This window comes from Shinella zoogloeoides (assembly GCF_030733845.1).
Lineage (GTDB): Bacteria > Pseudomonadota > Alphaproteobacteria > Rhizobiales > Rhizobiaceae > Shinella > Shinella zoogloeoides_C.
The window spans coordinates 2,838,135-2,853,240 of the sequence record NZ_CP132311.1 but is presented as its reverse complement, the minus strand read 5'-3'; the positions used below and the strand labels follow the sequence as shown (position 1 = coordinate 2,853,240).

The 15,106-nt window shown below is 65.6% G+C and carries 13 protein-coding genes; 6 read left to right on the top strand and 7 right to left on the bottom strand.

Annotated elements, in window-relative coordinates:
* Positions 1-20: 20 nt before the first annotated feature.
* The 4 genes from Q9316_RS15095 to Q9316_RS15080 form a co-directional block, all read right to left on the bottom strand.
* Complete coding sequence (locus Q9316_RS15095; RefSeq protein WP_306032399.1) at positions 21-3,338, bottom strand: transglutaminase family protein; 3,318 nt, start codon at positions 3,336-3,338, stop codon at positions 21-23.
* A 118-nt stretch (positions 3,339-3,456) separates the two neighbouring features.
* A complete protein-coding gene (locus tag Q9316_RS15090; protein ID WP_306032398.1) occupies positions 3,457-4,233 on the bottom strand; it encodes a VOC family protein in 777 nt (258 codons plus the stop codon).
* A 29-nt stretch (positions 4,234-4,262) separates the two neighbouring features.
* A complete protein-coding gene (locus tag Q9316_RS15085; protein ID WP_306032397.1) occupies positions 4,263-4,997 on the bottom strand; it encodes a DUF899 domain-containing protein in 735 nt (244 codons plus the stop codon).
* 82 nt (positions 4,998-5,079) lie between these two features.
* Positions 5,080-5,541 (bottom strand): MarR family winged helix-turn-helix transcriptional regulator, encoded by a 462-nt coding sequence (locus Q9316_RS15080; RefSeq protein WP_306032396.1) that lies wholly within the window; start codon positions 5,539-5,541, stop codon positions 5,080-5,082.
* Positions 5,542-5,627: 86 nt separating this feature from the next.
* On the opposite strand from Q9316_RS15080, the gene Q9316_RS15075 reads away from it, so the two are divergent.
* Entirely contained in the window at positions 5,628-6,032 is a 405-nt protein-coding gene (locus Q9316_RS15075) for a GFA family protein (RefSeq protein WP_306032395.1), read from the top strand.
* Between the two features lie 43 nt (positions 6,033-6,075).
* Here the strand turns inward: Q9316_RS15075 and ilvD are convergent, their stop codons facing one another.
* Positions 6,076-7,911: a dihydroxy-acid dehydratase gene (gene ilvD / locus Q9316_RS15070; RefSeq protein WP_306032394.1), complete on the bottom strand. Its 1,836-nt coding sequence runs from the start codon at positions 7,909-7,911 to the stop codon at positions 6,076-6,078.
* A gap of 206 nt (positions 7,912-8,117) precedes the next feature.
* Between ilvD and Q9316_RS15065 the strand changes: the two genes are divergently transcribed.
* Positions 8,118-9,155 carry a GntR family transcriptional regulator gene (locus Q9316_RS15065; RefSeq protein ID WP_306032393.1) on the top strand — a complete coding sequence of 346 codons (1,038 nt, stop codon included), beginning with the start codon at positions 8,118-8,120 and terminating at the stop codon, positions 9,153-9,155.
* Between the two features lie 10 nt (positions 9,156-9,165).
* Complete coding sequence (locus Q9316_RS15060) at positions 9,166-9,519, top strand: VOC family protein (protein WP_306032392.1); 354 nt, start codon at positions 9,166-9,168, stop codon at positions 9,517-9,519.
* Here the strand turns inward: Q9316_RS15060 and Q9316_RS15055 are convergent, their stop codons facing one another.
* Entirely contained in the window at positions 9,520-11,049 is a 1,530-nt protein-coding gene (locus Q9316_RS15055) for a UxaA family hydrolase (RefSeq protein ID WP_306032391.1), read from the bottom strand.
* A gap of 152 nt (positions 11,050-11,201) precedes the next feature.
* Between Q9316_RS15055 and Q9316_RS15050 the strand changes: the two genes are divergently transcribed.
* The 3 genes from Q9316_RS15050 (at position 11,202) to Q9316_RS15040 (ending at position 13,377) form a co-directional block, all read left to right on the top strand.
* Positions 11,202-11,954 (top strand): FadR/GntR family transcriptional regulator, encoded by a 753-nt coding sequence (locus tag Q9316_RS15050; RefSeq protein ID WP_371878010.1) that lies wholly within the window; start codon positions 11,202-11,204, stop codon positions 11,952-11,954.
* A gap of 57 nt (positions 11,955-12,011) precedes the next feature.
* A complete protein-coding gene (dgoD, locus tag Q9316_RS15045; protein ID WP_306032389.1) occupies positions 12,012-13,160 on the top strand; it encodes a galactonate dehydratase in 1,149 nt (382 codons plus the stop codon).
* Positions 13,161-13,239: 79 nt separating this feature from the next.
* On the top strand, positions 13,240-13,377 hold the full coding sequence (locus Q9316_RS15040; protein ID WP_306032388.1) for a hypothetical protein: 138 nt from the start codon (positions 13,240-13,242) through the stop codon (positions 13,375-13,377).
* A gap of 72 nt (positions 13,378-13,449) precedes the next feature.
* On the opposite strand, the gene Q9316_RS15035 is transcribed toward Q9316_RS15040, so the two are convergent.
* Positions 13,450-14,934 (bottom strand): nucleobase:cation symporter-2 family protein, encoded by a 1,485-nt coding sequence (locus tag Q9316_RS15035; RefSeq protein ID WP_306032387.1) that lies wholly within the window; start codon positions 14,932-14,934, stop codon positions 13,450-13,452.
* Positions 14,935-15,106: the final 172 nt, after the last annotated feature.

Genomic DNA, 15,106 nt, shown 5'->3' with positions numbered 1-15,106 from the left:
ATCCAATTCTCCTGCGGGAGCTAGATGCCGGGCGGCCTGCGCAGATCCAGCGTCAGCGGGAAATCCGCCGGCGGCGTCTCCGGCCACAGCGTATAGCCGCCCGCCCTGTGTCCCCATGGCTCGAACCGCGCCAGCCGGCGCGCCTCGGCCTCGTTGCCGTTCACCGGGAAGGTGTCATAGTTGCGTCCGCCCGGATGAGCAACGTGGTAAATGCAGCCGCCGATCGCCCGCCGCGACCATGTATCATAAATGTCGAAGGTAAGCGGCGTGTTGACGGGCAGCACCGGATGCAGGCCGGAGGCCGGCTGCCAGGCCTTGTAGCGCACGCCGGCCACCGAGACGCCCTTCGTGCCGGTCGCCTTCAGCGGCACGGGCCGGCCGTTGCAGGCGACGGTGTAGCGCTCGGGATTGGCGGTCTCCAGCTTCACCTGCAGCCGCTCGACGGACGAATCGACGAAGCGCACGGTGCCGCCGATCGCGCCCTGTTCGCCCATGACGTGCCAGGGCTCCAGCGCCTGGCGCACTTCGAGGTTGGCGCCCTCGTATTCGACCTCGCCGCAGAAGGGGAAGCGGAATTCGAGCTGGGCGGCGAACCATTCGGGACGCAGGTCGAAGCCGTTGGCCCTGAGATCGGCCAGCACGTCCAGGAAATCCTGCCAAACATAGTGTGGCAGCATGAAGCGGTCGTGCAGCGTGGTGCCCCAGCGCACGAAGCCTCCTTCGGCCGGGTTCTGCCAGAAGCGGGCGATGAGCGCGCGGATGAGCAGTTGCTGGGCAAGGCTCATGCGGGCGTTCGGCGGCATTTCGAAGCCGCGGAACTCGACGAGGCCGAGCCGCCCGGTTGGTCCATCCGGCGAGAACAGCTTGTCGATGCAGATTTCCGAGCGGTGCGTGTTGCCGGTGACGTCGGTGAGCAGATTGCGGAAGAGCCGGTCGACGAGCCAGGGCAGGGGCGGCACGCCTTCCGCGGGCGACGGTACCTGCGCCAGCGCGATCTCCAGCTCGTAGAGCGAATCGTGCCGGGCCTCGTCGATGCGCGGCGCCTGGCTCGTCGGGCCGATGAAAAGGCCGGAGAAGAGGTAGGACAGCGAGGGATGGCGCTGCCAGTGCAGCACGAGGCTCTTCAGCAGGTCCGGCCGGCGCAGGAACGGGCTGTCGTTCGGGTTCTTGCCGCCGACGACCACATGGTTGCCGCCGCCGGTGCCGGTGTGGCGGCCGTCGATCATGAACTTGTCGGCGCCGAGGCGCGTCTGGCGCGCCTCCTCGTAGATCGCCGTGGTGATGTCCACGCAGTCCTGCCAATTGGAGGCGGGGTGGATGTTGACCTCGATGACTCCGGGGTCCGGCGCGACGCGGATGACGTTGAGCCGTTCGTCCTGCGGCGGCGCATAGCCCTCGATATGAACGGGCAGGCCGAGCCGGTCCGCCGCCCGCTCGGCGGCGGTCACCAGTTCGAGATAGTCCTCGACCCGCTCGACGGGCGGCATGAAGATGCAGAGCCTGCCGTCGCGGGCTTCCACGCTCATGGCCGTGCGCACCGTGCCGACGATCTCGCTGCGGACCTGTTCGATGCGGTCCTGCCCGGCCTCGCTCGGCTGGAACGAAGCCTCGGCCATCGCGCGGCCGGGGCCTGCGAAATCCGGCAGCGGCGGCTTGTCCTCGGACGGATCGGCCGGGTTGATGTAGGGATAGCTGGAAGGCGGAAGGTAGGGCAGCGCGCCGAGCGGCAGGCGATAGCCGACGGGGCTGTCGCCGGGCACGAGAAAGATCCTGCCGCGGCGGGTGCGCCATTTCTCGCTGATCCAGCGCTGGCCGCTTGCGCGGGCATTCCAGGCCTGGATGGGCAGGATATGGCCGGTCGGCGTGGTCAGGCCGCGCTCGAAGACGCGGGCGATGCGGCTGCGCTCCTCGGGGTCCTCCAGTTTGGAATTCGACGGATCGACATTTTCCGGCAGGTTGCCTTCCTTGATGATCCATTCGGCGGGGTCTTCATAGGCGGGCTGCACCATGTCGGGCTCGACGCCGAGTTCCTCCGCAATGCCGGTCAGGATCGCCTGCGCATCGGCTTCGCCGACACCAAGTTCGCTGCCTTCCTCGGCGATCAGCGCCGGGTTCTGCCAGATCGGCCTGCCGTCGCGCCGCCAGTAGAGCGAGAAGGTCCAGCGCGGCAGGCTCTCGCCGGGATACCACTTGCCCTGGCCGTAGTGCAGGAAGCCGCCCGGCGCGAAGCGCTCGCGCAGGCGCCGGATCAGATCGTCGGCCTTCTCGCGCTTGGTCGGGCCGACGGCGGCGGTGTTCCATTCCTCCGATTCGAAATCGTCGATGGAGACGAAGGTCGGCTCCCCGCCCATGGTGAGGCGCACGTCGTTGCCGGCGAGCACCGTGTCGACCGTGCGGCCGAGCGCATTCAGCGCCTCCCAGCTCTCATCGGAGAACGGCTTGGTGATGCGCGGATGCTCGGCGACGCGGTCCACCGTCATGGCGAAGTCGAATGCGGTGTTCGCCTCGCCGAAATAGCCGCCGGAAATCGGTGCGGCGTTGCGGTAATGCGGGGTGGCAGCGAGGGGAATGTGGCTTTCGCCGGTGAGCAGGCCCGAGGTCGGATCGAGGCCGATCCAGCCGGCGCCGGGGATATAGACTTCGCACCAGGCGTGCAGGTCGGTGAAGTCGACCTCGGTGCCGGAGGGGCCATCGAGCGCCTTGAGGTCCGGCGTGAGCTGGATGAGATAGCCGGAGACGAAACGGGCGGCAAAGCCGAGATTGCGCAGGATCTGCACGAGCAGCCAGCTCGAATCGCGGCAGGAGCCCCGCGCGATGGTCAGCGTCTCCTCGGGCGTCTGCACACCGGGCTCCATGCGGATGACGTAGCCAACATTCTGCTGGAGGCGCGCGTTGAGGCCGACGACCATGTCGACGGTGCGCTGGCGCGAGCGGTCGACGGTCGCCATGAAGGCTTCGAGCGCCGGTCCCATCGGCTCGGGGGCGCGGTAGATTTCCAGGTCTTCGCGAAGGTCCTGCGGATAGTCGAAAGGCCAGTGCTCGGCCTCTTCCTCGACGAAGAAATCGAAGGGATTGTAGACCGTCATGTCCGCGACGAGGTCGACCTCGATCTTCAGCTCGGTGACGGGATCGGGAAACACGTAGCGGGCGAGATAGTTGCCGTAGGGGTCCTGCTGGAGGTTCACGAAATGGTTTTCGGGCGAAACCTTCAGCGAATGGCTGATGACCTTGGTCTTGGAATGGGCGGCCGGCTTCAGCCGGATGATCTGGGGTCCGAGATGGACCGGGTTGTCGTATTTGTAATGGGTGAGGTGGTAGATACCGGCCTTGATGGACATGCGCTTACTGATCCCCTCGGTGACGGTCTTCTGCCGTCATCGAGGGGAGTTTGTGCAATGCGAAGAGAGATTGCAAGCGGGGAATGGCGCGGGGTGCGCGCAGCCCCCCGCACGGTCTTCAGCGTTTGTCGGCGACGAGCGAGAACTGGGCGCCCTGCGGATCGACGCAGTTGATGATCCAGGCGCCGCCGGGCACCTCCATCGGTTCCATCAGAATGCTGCCGCCGCCGTCCGTGACGCGTTTTGCCGCCGCATCCAGACCCTGGACGACGAAGTAATAGCCCCAGGCGGGCGGCATCTGCGTGCCGGCGGGGTTCGTCATCATGCCGCCGATGGCATTGCCGCCGCGCACGGCGAACGTCTGGTACGTGCCCATGCCGGTTTCGGACATGTCGATGGCCCGGTCCTTCGTCCAGCCGAAAGTCTTCGCGTAGAAGTCCCAGGCGGTGTCGAGATCGCCGGCCATCAGCTCGTTCCAGCCGATATGGCCCGGCGTCATCATGTCGGGCGGCGCGGGGCTCTCGTCCTCGGTGCTGAAGAGCGAGAAGATCGCGCCGTGCGGATCGGCGGCGACGGCGAAGCGGCCGATGCCGGGAATGTCCTGCGGCTGGCGGTAGACCGTGCCGCCGTTCCCCTCGATGTCTTTCAGCGTGTCCTCGATCCGGTCGGTGAAGATGTAGCCGATCCACATCGGCGGCATGCCCTCGTCCTGCGAGGGGACCGTCATCAATCCCGCCACCTGGCCCTCGCCGGCATAGGCGAGGGTATAGTTCATGTCCGGCATGCCGGAATCGCGCATCGACCAGCCGACGACCGATGCATAGAAGCGTTCGGCGGCGGGCACGTCCGGCGTCATCAGTTCGTACCAGCAGAACTTTCCGTAATCCTTGTGCATGCGGGTGCTCCCTTCAAGGGTTGGCTGGTTCAGTCGCAGCAGGAATGTGCCTTGGGCGGCTGCGCATATTCGTCCTTGCGCTTGACGAAGCTGAGCGTGCCGGTTTCGTTGCGGCCTTTCGGCGCGCGGTCGAGGATCATCAGCGTGCCGAGCGCTTCTTCTCCGCCGCGGGCATAGTCGGAGTAGGTATGGTAGACGGTGCCGTCCTCGTCCTTGAAGAAGGCGCTGAGGCCGGGAAGTTCGTCATGCGCATCGGCCGCATCCGTCTCGCGGTAATTGTACATGACCTTGCCGCTGGCCAGTTCCTCCTTGGTGAAGGAGACATGATAGTCGAAGTTGAAGTCGCTGTCGTGGGACGACACCCAGGGGAAACACCAGTTCATGCGCTTCCTGTAGGCTTCCAGCTTTTCAAGCGGCGCGCGGGACACGGCGATCATCGTCACGTCGTGGTTGTTGAGGTGCGGCAGCATGCCGTCGATATGGTCGGCCATGAACGAGCAGCCGGAGCATCCGGCGTCCCAGTCGGGACCGTACATGAAGTGATAGACGATGAGCTGGCTACGGCCGTCGAACAGTTCCGCCAGCGTCTTGCGGCCTTCGGGCGTATCGAACGTATAGGTTTTCTCGACCTTGACCCAAGGTAAGGCGAGGCGCTCGGCGCGCACCTTGTCGCGCAGCTTCGTTTCTTCCTTCTCCAGCGACAGCAGCGCCTTGCGGGCATCCAGCCATTCCTGCCGGGTGACGATTTCGTGGTTCGGTCTCATGCTCGGAACTCCTCTTTCACGGGCTTTCGACATATGAGTTGGTATCAACATTTCCTGCCCATGTCAAAAATGCCGGCCGAGGTCAGCGCTCCGATATCGGCAGTTTCTCAACGGCCTGTAACGCGGCGATGACGGTTTCGGTTGCCTGGCGAATGTCGTTTTCCCCGACGACTTCGCCGAGCGCATTGGCCCATACCGCCTGCCGCGCCCTTATGGCGCCGAGTGCCGCCTTGCCCGCGTCCGTCAGCACCATCAGCTTCGCCCGCTGGTGGGCGGGGTTCTCGGCATAGGCGATGAGCCCGTCCTTCTCCAGCAGGTCGGCGACGCGCTGCACGCCCTGCCGCGTCATGCCGAGCGCCCGGCCGGCATCGGCGACGGACATCGGCGCGTGGTCGGCGGCGGCGAGCACCTGCCAGCGGGCGCTGGTCTGGCCGACGGGCCTGGCGAGCGCGTCGCCCGCCGTCTGCAAATGTCCGGCGAGGCGCAGGACGGAAATGGCGAGGGTGGCAAAGGCATCGCCGGCGGGGGTACGGTCAGGATTCATATTGACAACATGCTGTCATTTTGCGAAGGTGAATTTGACAATATATTGTCATTTAAGGCCTGACGGCGCAAGCGAGGAGAGACCGCATGCTGAAGACGTACAAGGGAAGTTGCCACTGCGGGAAGATCCGTTACGAGGCGGATATCGACCTCGAGGCGGGCACGGGGCGCTGCAATTGCTCGATCTGCTCGAAGAAGCGGTATTGGGGCGCGCAGATCAAGCCGGATGCCTTTCGCCTGCAATGCGACGAGGCCGACCTTGCCGACTACCAGTTCGGCACGATGAGCGGGCATCACCGCTTCTGCAGGAATTGCGGGGTCTCGCCTTTCGGAAATGGCTATATCGAGGCAATCGGCGGGGATTACGTCTCGATCAACGTCGCCTGCCTAGATGATATCGAGCACAGCGAACTGGCGGAGTTGCCGATCCAGTATTTCGACGGGCGAAACAATGCGTGGTGGAATACGCCGGCCGAGACGCGCCACCTTTGAGGATGCGGCCGGGCGCGCAGGATCGTGCGCGCCCGGTTGAACATCATTCCGGCAGGATGCGCACGGCGCCCTTGTCGGCGCTGGCGGCGAAGGCGGCATAGGCCTTCAGCGCCGTCGTGACATTGCGCTTGCGCGGTGCGGCCGGCTTCCAGCCGAGCTTGTCCTGTTCGGCGCGACGGGCGGCAAGCTCGTCCTCGGAAACCGCGAGGTTGATCGTACGGTTCGGGATGTCGATCTCGATGAGGTCGCCCTGGCGCACAAGGCCGATGGCGCCGCCCTGCGCCGCTTCCGGCGAGGCATGGCCGATCGAAAGGCCGGACGTGCCGCCGGAGAAGCGGCCGTCGGTGATCAGCGCGCAGGCCTTGCCGAGGCCCTTCGACTTCAAGTAGCTCGTTGGGTAGAGCATTTCCTGCATGCCGGGGCCGCCCTTCGGGCCTTCGTAGCGGATGACGACGACGTCGCCGGCCTTCACCTCGTTGCCGAGGATGCCCTTGACGGCCGCGTCCTGGCTTTCGAAGACGACGGCGGGGCCGGAGAACTTCAGGATGGATTCATCGACGCCGGCGGTCTTCACGATGCAGCCGTCGAGCGCGATGTTGCCTGAGAGCACGGCAAGGCCGCCGTCCTTGGAGAAAGGATGCTCGACGGAGCGGATGACGCCGTTCTCGCCGTCGGTGTCGAGGTCGTCCCAACGGGCTTCCTGGCTGAAGGCGACCTGGGTCGGGATGCCGCCTGGCGCGGCGCGGAAGAAGGTGCGCACGGTCTCGCTGTTGGTGCGGGTGATGTCCCAGCGGTCGATGGCGTGGCCCAGCGTCTCGGCATGCACGGTCGGCGTGTCGCGATGGAGCAGGCCGCCACGGTCGAGCTCCCCGAGGATGCGCATGATGCCGCCGGCCCGGTGCACGTCTTCCATGTGGACGTCGGCCTTGGCGGGCGCGACCTTGGAAAGGCACGGCACCCGGCGCGACAGCTCGTCGATGTCGTCGAGGTCGAAATCGATGCCGCCTTCATAGGCGGCGGCAAGGATGTGCAGCACCGTGTTGGTCGAGCCGCCCATCGCGATGTCGAGCGACATGGCGTTCTCGAAGGCCCGCTTGTTGGCGACCGAGCGCGGCAGGATGCTGGTGTCGTCCTGTTCGTAGTAGCGGCGGGCGAGGTCGACGATGAGGTGGCCGGCCTCGACGAAGAGGCGCTTGCGGTCGGCATGGGTCGCCAGCGTCGAGCCGTTGCCGGGCAGCGACAGGCCGAGGGCCTCGGTCAGACAGTTCATCGAGTTGGCGGTGAACATGCCCGAGCAGGAGCCGCAGGTCGGGCAGGCCGAGCGCTCGATGGCCTTGACGTCCTCGTCGGACATCTTGTCGTCGGCAGCGGCGACCATGGCGTCGACGAGGTCGAGCGCGTGGGTCTTGCCGTGCAGCACGACCTTGCCGGCTTCCATCGGGCCGCCTGAGACGAAGACGGCGGGGATGTTGAGGCGCATTGCGGCATTCAGCATGCCGGGCGTGATCTTGTCGCAGTTCGAGATGCAGACCATGGCGTCGGCGCAATGCGCATTGACCATGTACTCGACGCTGTCGGCGATGATCTCGCGCGACGGCAGCGAATAGAGCATGCCGTCATGGCCCATGGCGATGCCGTCGTCGACGGCGATCGTGTTGAATTCCTTGGCGACGCCGCCGGCAGCCTCGATCTCGCGCGCGACGAGCTGGCCGAGATCCTTCAGGTGCACGTGGCCGGGCACGAACTGGGTAAAGGAGTTCACCACCGCAATGATCGGCTTGCCGAAATCCGAATCCTTCATGCCGGTCGCGCGCCAGAGGCCGCGGGCACCGGCCATGTTGCGGCCGTGGGTGGTGGTTCGGGAGCGATATGCGGGCATGGTTCTCTTCCTTGACGTCGGACCTGGTTCACATATGGCCCTGGAGGGGCCGGATTGCGAGCCTTTGCAGGGTTCCCTAGCGCAAAACGCCCCGCGCGTCACGAAAGGAATGACGATTTTTTGACGACGTGGCGCAATTTCCTTGCTGGCGCTACGGCTGGACATGACCGTTGTCGGCACAAGCCATTCATGCCATGGTCCGCGCCATGAACGGAACGGGTCAGGTCTTGGCAGATATGGGCGCGCCGGGCGCCGAAGCGGCGCTCGACAAGAGCCCGCTCTACCTGCGCATCCGCGATGTGCTGGCCGATGCCGCAGCCACCGGCCGCCTGCCCAAGGGCGCGCTGCTGCTGGAAGGCCCCGTGGCGGGCCTGTTTGCCTCGACGCGCACGCCCGTGCGCCAGGCCTTCGCGCTGCTGGAGGCGGCGGGCACGATCCGGCGGTTCGACGGACGCGGCTTTCTGGTCGGGCAGGGACGCAGCGGGCCGAAGCGCGTGGCGCTGACGGCGGAGATGCTCGGCCTCGACGAGGAGGCGCCCGGCCTGCGCAAGGCGCCGGCCTGGGAGGCGATCTACGAGGGCCTGGAGCGGGAGATGGTGCACCTTTCCGTCTTCGGCCGGCACCGGATCAACGAGGTGGAACTGGCGCGCGACCGCGGCGTCGGCCGGCAGGTGGCGCGCGATGCGCTGACCCGGCTCGAAGCCTACGGCATCGTGGAGAAGGACGAGCGCATGCGCTGGACGCTCGTGCCGCTCGATGAGCAGCGCATGCGCGACCTGCACGATATCCGCGCCGCGCTGGAACCGCTGGCGATCGTCCAGGCCGCACCCTTCATTCCGCCGGCCGAGCGCCGTGCGATGACGGCGCGGCTGGAGGAGGCGCTGGCGGTCTATCCGCATCTCACGGTGAAGGCGATGGACGACCTCGAAACCGACCTGCACATCACCTGTCTCGGCTACTGTCTGAACCGGGAGCTGCTGATCGCGCTGCGCCGCGCCCAATTCACGCTGAATGTCAGCAAGCACATCATCGGCGTTTCGCATCGCATGCCCGCCGACGAGCCGTTCATCGCCGAGCACCTGGCGGTGTTCAGGGCGCTCGACGTGGACGACGGCGCCCGGGCGGCCGAAACGCTGCGCCATCATATCGTCGTGTCCCTGCCCAAGGTCATCGGGCGTGTCGCGGAGCTGCGCGAAGCGCATCGGCCCGCCGTGCCCGCCTATGCCGCGCCCGTCACGCGCTGAGGAGGTTGCCATGAAAGTCAAACGCATCGTCGCGAATGTCGAGACGGCGGACCCCGCCGTCGTCGCCCGCTTCTACCGCGAAGTGCTGGGGCTCGAGCTTCTGATGGATCACGGCTGGATCGCCACCTACGGCACGGACGGCACCATGCCCCTGCAGGTCAGCTTCGCCTCCGAGGGCGGATCGGGCACGCCGGTGCCGGGGCTTTCGGTCGAAGTGGACGACGTGGAGGCGGTGTACCGGGCCGTTCTTGAGGGGGGCTATCCGGTCGAATACGGTCCGGCGGACGAGCCGTGGGGCGTCCGGCGCTTCTTCGTGCGCGATCCGGCCGGCGCGCTCGTCAACATCGTCATGCACACGCGCTGATCAGGTGATCGCGCCGACCTGCCAGGGCACGAATTCGTTGTCGCCGTAGTCGAAGGCCTCGCTTGCCGTCTTGCGGCCGGAGGCGGTCTCGATGACGAATTCGAAGATGCGCCGGCCGGCCTCCTCGATCGTCTCGGTGCCGTCGACGATCGTGCCGCAATTGATGTCCATGTCCTCCCTGATGTGCTCGTACATCGGCGTGTTGGTGGCGATCTTGATGCAGGGCGCGGGCTTGTAGCCGGAGACCGAGCCGCGGCCGGTGGTGAAGGCGACGAGGTTGCAGCCGCCGGCGATCTGGCCGGTCACGGCGGCGGGGTCGTAGCCGGGCGTGTCCATGAAGACGAAGCCCCGTTCCGTCACCTCCTCGGCATATTCGTAGACGGCGTTGAGCGGCATGGAGCCGCCCTTGGCGACCGCGCCGAGCGATTTCTCGAGGATGGTCGTGAGCCCACCGGCCTTGTTGCCGTGCGAGGGGTTGTTGTTGAGCTCGGCATCGTTCTTCGCCGTATAGTCCCGCCACCAGTCGATGCGGGCGAGCAGCTTTTGGGCGATGTCCGGCCGGGCGGCCCGGCGGGTCAACAGGTGCTCGGCGCCGTAGATTTCCGGCGTCTCGGACAGCACGGTCGTTGCGCCCTGCCTGACGAGGAGGTCGGAGGCCACGCCGAGCGCCGGGTTGGCGGATATTCCGGAATAGCCGTCCGAGCCGCCGCATTCGAGCGCCAGCCTGATGCCGGAGAGCGGCTGCGGCGTGCGGCGGATGCGGCCGACATCCGGCAGCATCTCGTCGATCATCGCGCAGGCCGCCTCGATGGTCTTGCGCGTGCCGCCCTGGTTCTGGATCATCAGCGTGCGAAAGGTCTTTCCCTCTTCCAGTCCGGCCTCCTCGACGAGCGGGCCGTATTGAAACGTCTCGCAGCCGAGGCCGATCATCAGGATGCCGCCGAAATTCGGGTTGCGGGCATAGCCCTTGAAGGTGCGGGTGAGGATGCGCCCGCCCTCGGATTTCAGGTTCAGCGCACAGCCGCCGCCATAGGTGAGCGCCACCACGCCGTCGATATTGTCATGGCCTGCCTCGCGGAACCTGCGGGCATAGTGCTCGGCCACGTAGCGCGAGACCGTGGCGGAACAGTTCACCGTCGAGAGGATGCCGATATAGTTGCGCGTGCCGATGCGCCCGTTGCCGCGGTCGTAGCCGTCGAAGGTGCGCCGCTCCGCCTCCGGCACCATGACGGGCGGGGCATTGTCGGCGCAGAAATCGTGCTTCAGTTCGACGTCGAGGATGGCAAGGTTCTGCAGGTGCACATGCTCGCCGGGGCGGATCGCCCGTGTCGCGTAGCCGATGATCTGGCCGTATTTCAGCACCGGCGCGCCCTCTTCGATGGGCGCGATCGCCACCTTGTGCCCGCGCGGAATGCGCTCGATGGCGGCAACGCCGTTCACGAGCGCGCGCGCCGCATCCACATTGGCGGGAGCCACGCCGACATTGTCCTTCGGGTTCAGCACGAGCACGGCGGGCAGATCGGCAAGCATGGCGGCTCCTCGATTGGGACCGGCGCATTATGCACTTTGTCAGCATAAGTCAATATTGTGAAATATGCGCCGCACTGGGGGTGGAGGCATGGCTCTTCCCATTAATTTGTCGTATAATTGCTTCGTAATTGTACGATGATTTGAGATTGGAGATTGGCGTGGCGGAAAAGGCAAAAAGGCATGTGCAGCGGCCGCTGTCGCGCCGTCCGCGGGTGCGCCACAATGTGACGGCGGCGATCGGCAAGGACATCTGCGGCGGGCGATTTGCGCCCGGCGCGGTCTTGCCGCGTGAAAGCGACCTTTGCCAGAGCTACGGGGTCAGCCGCACCGTCGTTCGCGAGTCCCTGAAAGTGCTGGAAACCAAGGGTCTCGTGCGTGGCCGCCCGCGAGTCGGCACGCTCGTCTGCGCCCGCTCGGAATGGAACGTGCTGGACGCGCAGATCCTCGAATGGATGGGGCCGGACGTGTTGTCGGCCGAACTCCTGGGCTCGATCCTCGAGGCGCGTCGCACCGTGGAGCCCGCCGCCGCCTTTCTCGCCGCCCAGCGGGCAACGGCGCAGGAAATCGCGGACCTGGAGCGCGCCTGCGACGAGATGGCGGAGGCGGAGGGCGATCTCGAAGCCTTCACCGGCGCCGATACCCGTTTCCATGAGACGCTTCTGAAGGCCAGTCACAACCAGGTCTTCCATCAGCTCTCCTCGATCATCCACGCTGCCCTGTCCTATGCGCTGCACGCCTCCAACAGCGCGGCCGCCCGGCATGACGAGGCGCTGGGCGTGCACCGCGAGCTTGTCGATGCGCTGCGCTTTCGCGACGGGGCGCGGGCCGAGGCCTGCTCGCGCCACATTCTCGATCTTGCCGCGCGCGATCTCTCCGCCCTGATGGGCAAGGCCGGCGATGCCTGACGAATTGCCCGGGCCGGCGCCCGCGGACCATACGAACTGACGAGGGATGGAAACTCCATGAAGATCACGAAACTGACGACCTACATCGTGCCGCCGCGCTGGCTCTTCCTGAAGGTGGAAACGGACGAGGGCATCGTCGGCTGGGGCGAGCCGGTGGTGGAAGGCCGCGCGCTGACGGTGGAGGCGGCGGTGCACGAACTGTCGGACTATCTCGTCGGCAAGGATCCGCTGCTGATCGAGGATCACTGGCAGGTCATGTACCGCGCCGGCTTCTATCGCGGCGGAGCGGTCCACATGTCGGCCATCGCCGGCATCGACCAGGCGCTCTGGGACATCAAGGGCAAGGCCTATGGCCAGCCGGTCCATGCGCTGCTCGGCGGCCAGGTGCGCGACAGGATCAAGGTCTATTCGTGGATCGGCGGCGACCGGCCCTCCGACGTCGCCAACAATGCCCGCGAGGTCGTGGCGCGCGGCTTCAAGGCGATCAAGTTGAATGGCTGCGAAGAGATGCAGATCGTCGACACCTGGGAGAAGGTGGAGAAGGCGGTGGAGACCATCGCGACGATCCGCGAGGCGATCGGCCCCTACATCGGCATCGGTGTCGACTTCCACGGCCGGGTGCACCGGCCGATGGCCAAGGTGCTGGCGAAGGAGTTGGAACCGTTCAAGCTCATGTTCATCGAGGAGCCGGTGCTTTCGGAGAACCGCGAGGCGCTGAAGGAGATCGCCAATCATTGCGCGACGCCGATCGCGCTCGGCGAACGGCTCTATTCGCGCTGGGACTTCAAGTCCGTGCTGTCGGACGGCTATGTGGACATCCTCCAGCCGGACCTGTCGCACGCCGGCGGCATCACGGAATGCCGCAAGATCGCGGCGATGGCCGAGGCTTACGACGTGGCGCTGGCGCCGCATTGCCCGCTGGGTCCGATCGCGCTCGCCGCCTGCCTCCAGGTCGATGCCGTCAGTCACAACGCTTTCATCCAGGAACAGAGCCTCGGCATCCACTACAACAAGGGCAACGACATCCTCGACTACATCTCCAACAAGGAGGTGCTGCACTATGCGGACGGTTTCGTGTCGATCCCGCAGGGTCCGGGCCTCGGCGTCGAGGTGGACGAGCACTATGTCATCGAGCGTGCGAAGGAGGGCCACCGCTGGCGCAACCCCGTCTGGCGGCATGAGGACGGCAGCGTCGCGGAGTGGTGAGCCGGCATTTCCTTCCGGCTGCGTAGACGCAGCCGCTCACAGTGCCTATGTCATAGGGGCACATCAAAAGGAGAGGACCATGCGCCCCATTTCCGGTTTCATCGTCGCCATGCTTGCAGTTCTGGCGCTGGCAGGCTGCAGCACGAGAGCGGCTGACAACACGACCTATGCCCGTCCGTCCGTTTCGGATGGCGGCGTGCGCCTTCCGCTGAACTGAGCGAAGGCATTCGGCAAAAAGAAAAGCCGGCCCGTGATGAACGGGCCGGCTTTCTGTTTCAGGACCGCGCTTTTAGTGCGAGTCGGCCATGCGGGCTGCGTCGACCGCGGAGGCATGGTCGTAACCGACGCCGTTGAAGAAGGCGTTGAGGAGCACGGCCACGATCGAGGCGAGAACGATGCCCGATTCGATGATCGGATGGATCGCGTGGGGCAGCCACATCAGGTAGTTCGGTGCCAGCAGTGGGATAAGGCCGAAGCCGACCGAGACGGCAACCACGAAGAGGTTGTTGCGCGAGGACTTGAAGTCCACCGCCGTCAGGATGCGCACGCCCGTTGCGGCGACCATGCCGAACATGACGAGGCCCGCACCGCCGAGCACGAAGGTCGGAACGGCTTCCACCAGGGCGCCCATCTTCGGGATGAGGCCGAGGACGATCATGATGACGCCGGCCGCAACGCAGACATAGCGGCTCTTGACGCCGGTGACGCCGACGAGGCCGACATTCTGCGAGAAGCTCGTATAGGGGAAGGTGTTGAACAGGCCGCCGATCATCGTGCCGATGCCATCGACGCGCAGGCCCGAGGTGAGCTGCTGCTGGCCGATCTTCCGTTCGGTGATTTCACCGAGCGCAAGGAACATGCCGGTCGATTCGATCATGACGACGATCATCACGAGCGTCATGGTGGCGATGAGGACCGGGTCGAAGATCGGCATGCCGAAGCGCAGCGGCGTGACGACGGCGAACCAGCCGGCTTCGCCGACGCGGTCGAAATGCATCATGCCGAGCACCGTGGCGGCGAGGCAGCCGATGATGACGCCGGCAAGCACCGCGATGTTGCTGATCAGGCCCTTGCCGAAACGGGCGATGAGCAGGATGGAGATCAGCACCAGGGCCGAAAGCGCGATGTGGCTCGGCTCGGCATAGATCGGGTTGGAAACGGTCGGCGCGATGGCGAAACCATCGGGAACGGCCGGTCCGCCGGTCTCGGCGAGCTTCTTCATCTGGGTCAGCCACTCCGCATGCGTCGGGTTGATCAGCTTGGGTGCCGTCGGGCCGAAGGGGTTGCCGAAGGTCCAGTTGATGCCCACGCGCATCAGCGACACGCCGATGACGAGAATGATGGTGCCGGTCACGACGGGCGGGAAGAAGCGCAGCAGCCGCCCCATGAGAGGCGCCAGCAGGAGGGCGACGAAGCCGGCCCCTATGATGGCGCCGAAGATCATGCGCGCACCTTCCTGTCCGGGCACCATGGTGGCCATGGAGACCATCGGGCCGACCGAGGCGAAGGTGACGCCCATCATGACGGGCAGGCGGATGCCGACATGGCGGCTGACGCCGAGCGACTGGATGATGGTGACGAGACCGCAGACGAAAAGGTCGGCGGAAATCAGGAACGCAACGTCCTGCGGGCTGAGCTGCAGGGCCCGGCCGACGATGAGCGGCACCGCGACGGCACCCCCATACATGACGAGTACGTGTTGAATGCCCAGCGTTGCGAGCCTGCCGACGGGCAGTTTCTCGTCCACCGGATGTATGCTGGATGCGTCGCTCATGGATACTCCTCCTATCACGTCGACCCTCTAGCCCCGTCCTCCAACGGGTGGGCTATCTTTCGCGCTGCGGTAGAACGCTTCAAGCATAGCCAGCCAATAAACACTTTACGTATTCCAGGGGTAATCGTGCGATGGGGAGTATTCGCAACATACCGCGCCTATCCAGAATTAT

Coding starts and splice junctions, on each gene's coding strand:
- Q9316_RS15095 (WP_306032399.1), bottom strand. CDS start 3,338: ATGTCCATCAAGGCCGGTATCTACCACCTCACCCATTACAAATACGAC.
- Q9316_RS15090 (WP_306032398.1), bottom strand. CDS start 4,233: ATGCACAAGGATTACGGAAAGTTCTGCTGGTACGAACTGATGACGCCG.
- Q9316_RS15085 (WP_306032397.1), bottom strand. CDS start 4,997: ATGAGACCGAACCACGAAATCGTCACCCGGCAGGAATGGCTGGATGCC.
- Q9316_RS15080 (WP_306032396.1), bottom strand. CDS start 5,541: ATGAATCCTGACCGTACCCCCGCCGGCGATGCCTTTGCCACCCTCGCC.
- Q9316_RS15075 (WP_306032395.1), top strand. CDS start 5,628: ATGCTGAAGACGTACAAGGGAAGTTGCCACTGCGGGAAGATCCGTTAC.
- ilvD (WP_306032394.1), bottom strand. CDS start 7,911: ATGCCCGCATATCGCTCCCGAACCACCACCCACGGCCGCAACATGGCC.
- Q9316_RS15065 (WP_306032393.1), top strand. CDS start 8,118: ATGAACGGAACGGGTCAGGTCTTGGCAGATATGGGCGCGCCGGGCGCC.
- Q9316_RS15060 (WP_306032392.1), top strand. CDS start 9,166: ATGAAAGTCAAACGCATCGTCGCGAATGTCGAGACGGCGGACCCCGCC.
- Q9316_RS15055 (WP_306032391.1), bottom strand. CDS start 11,049: ATGCTTGCCGATCTGCCCGCCGTGCTCGTGCTGAACCCGAAGGACAAT.
- dgoD (WP_306032389.1), top strand. CDS start 12,012: ATGAAGATCACGAAACTGACGACCTACATCGTGCCGCCGCGCTGGCTC.
- Q9316_RS15040 (WP_306032388.1), top strand. CDS start 13,240: ATGCGCCCCATTTCCGGTTTCATCGTCGCCATGCTTGCAGTTCTGGCG.
- Q9316_RS15035 (WP_306032387.1), bottom strand. CDS start 14,934: ATGAGCGACGCATCCAGCATACATCCGGTGGACGAGAAACTGCCCGTC.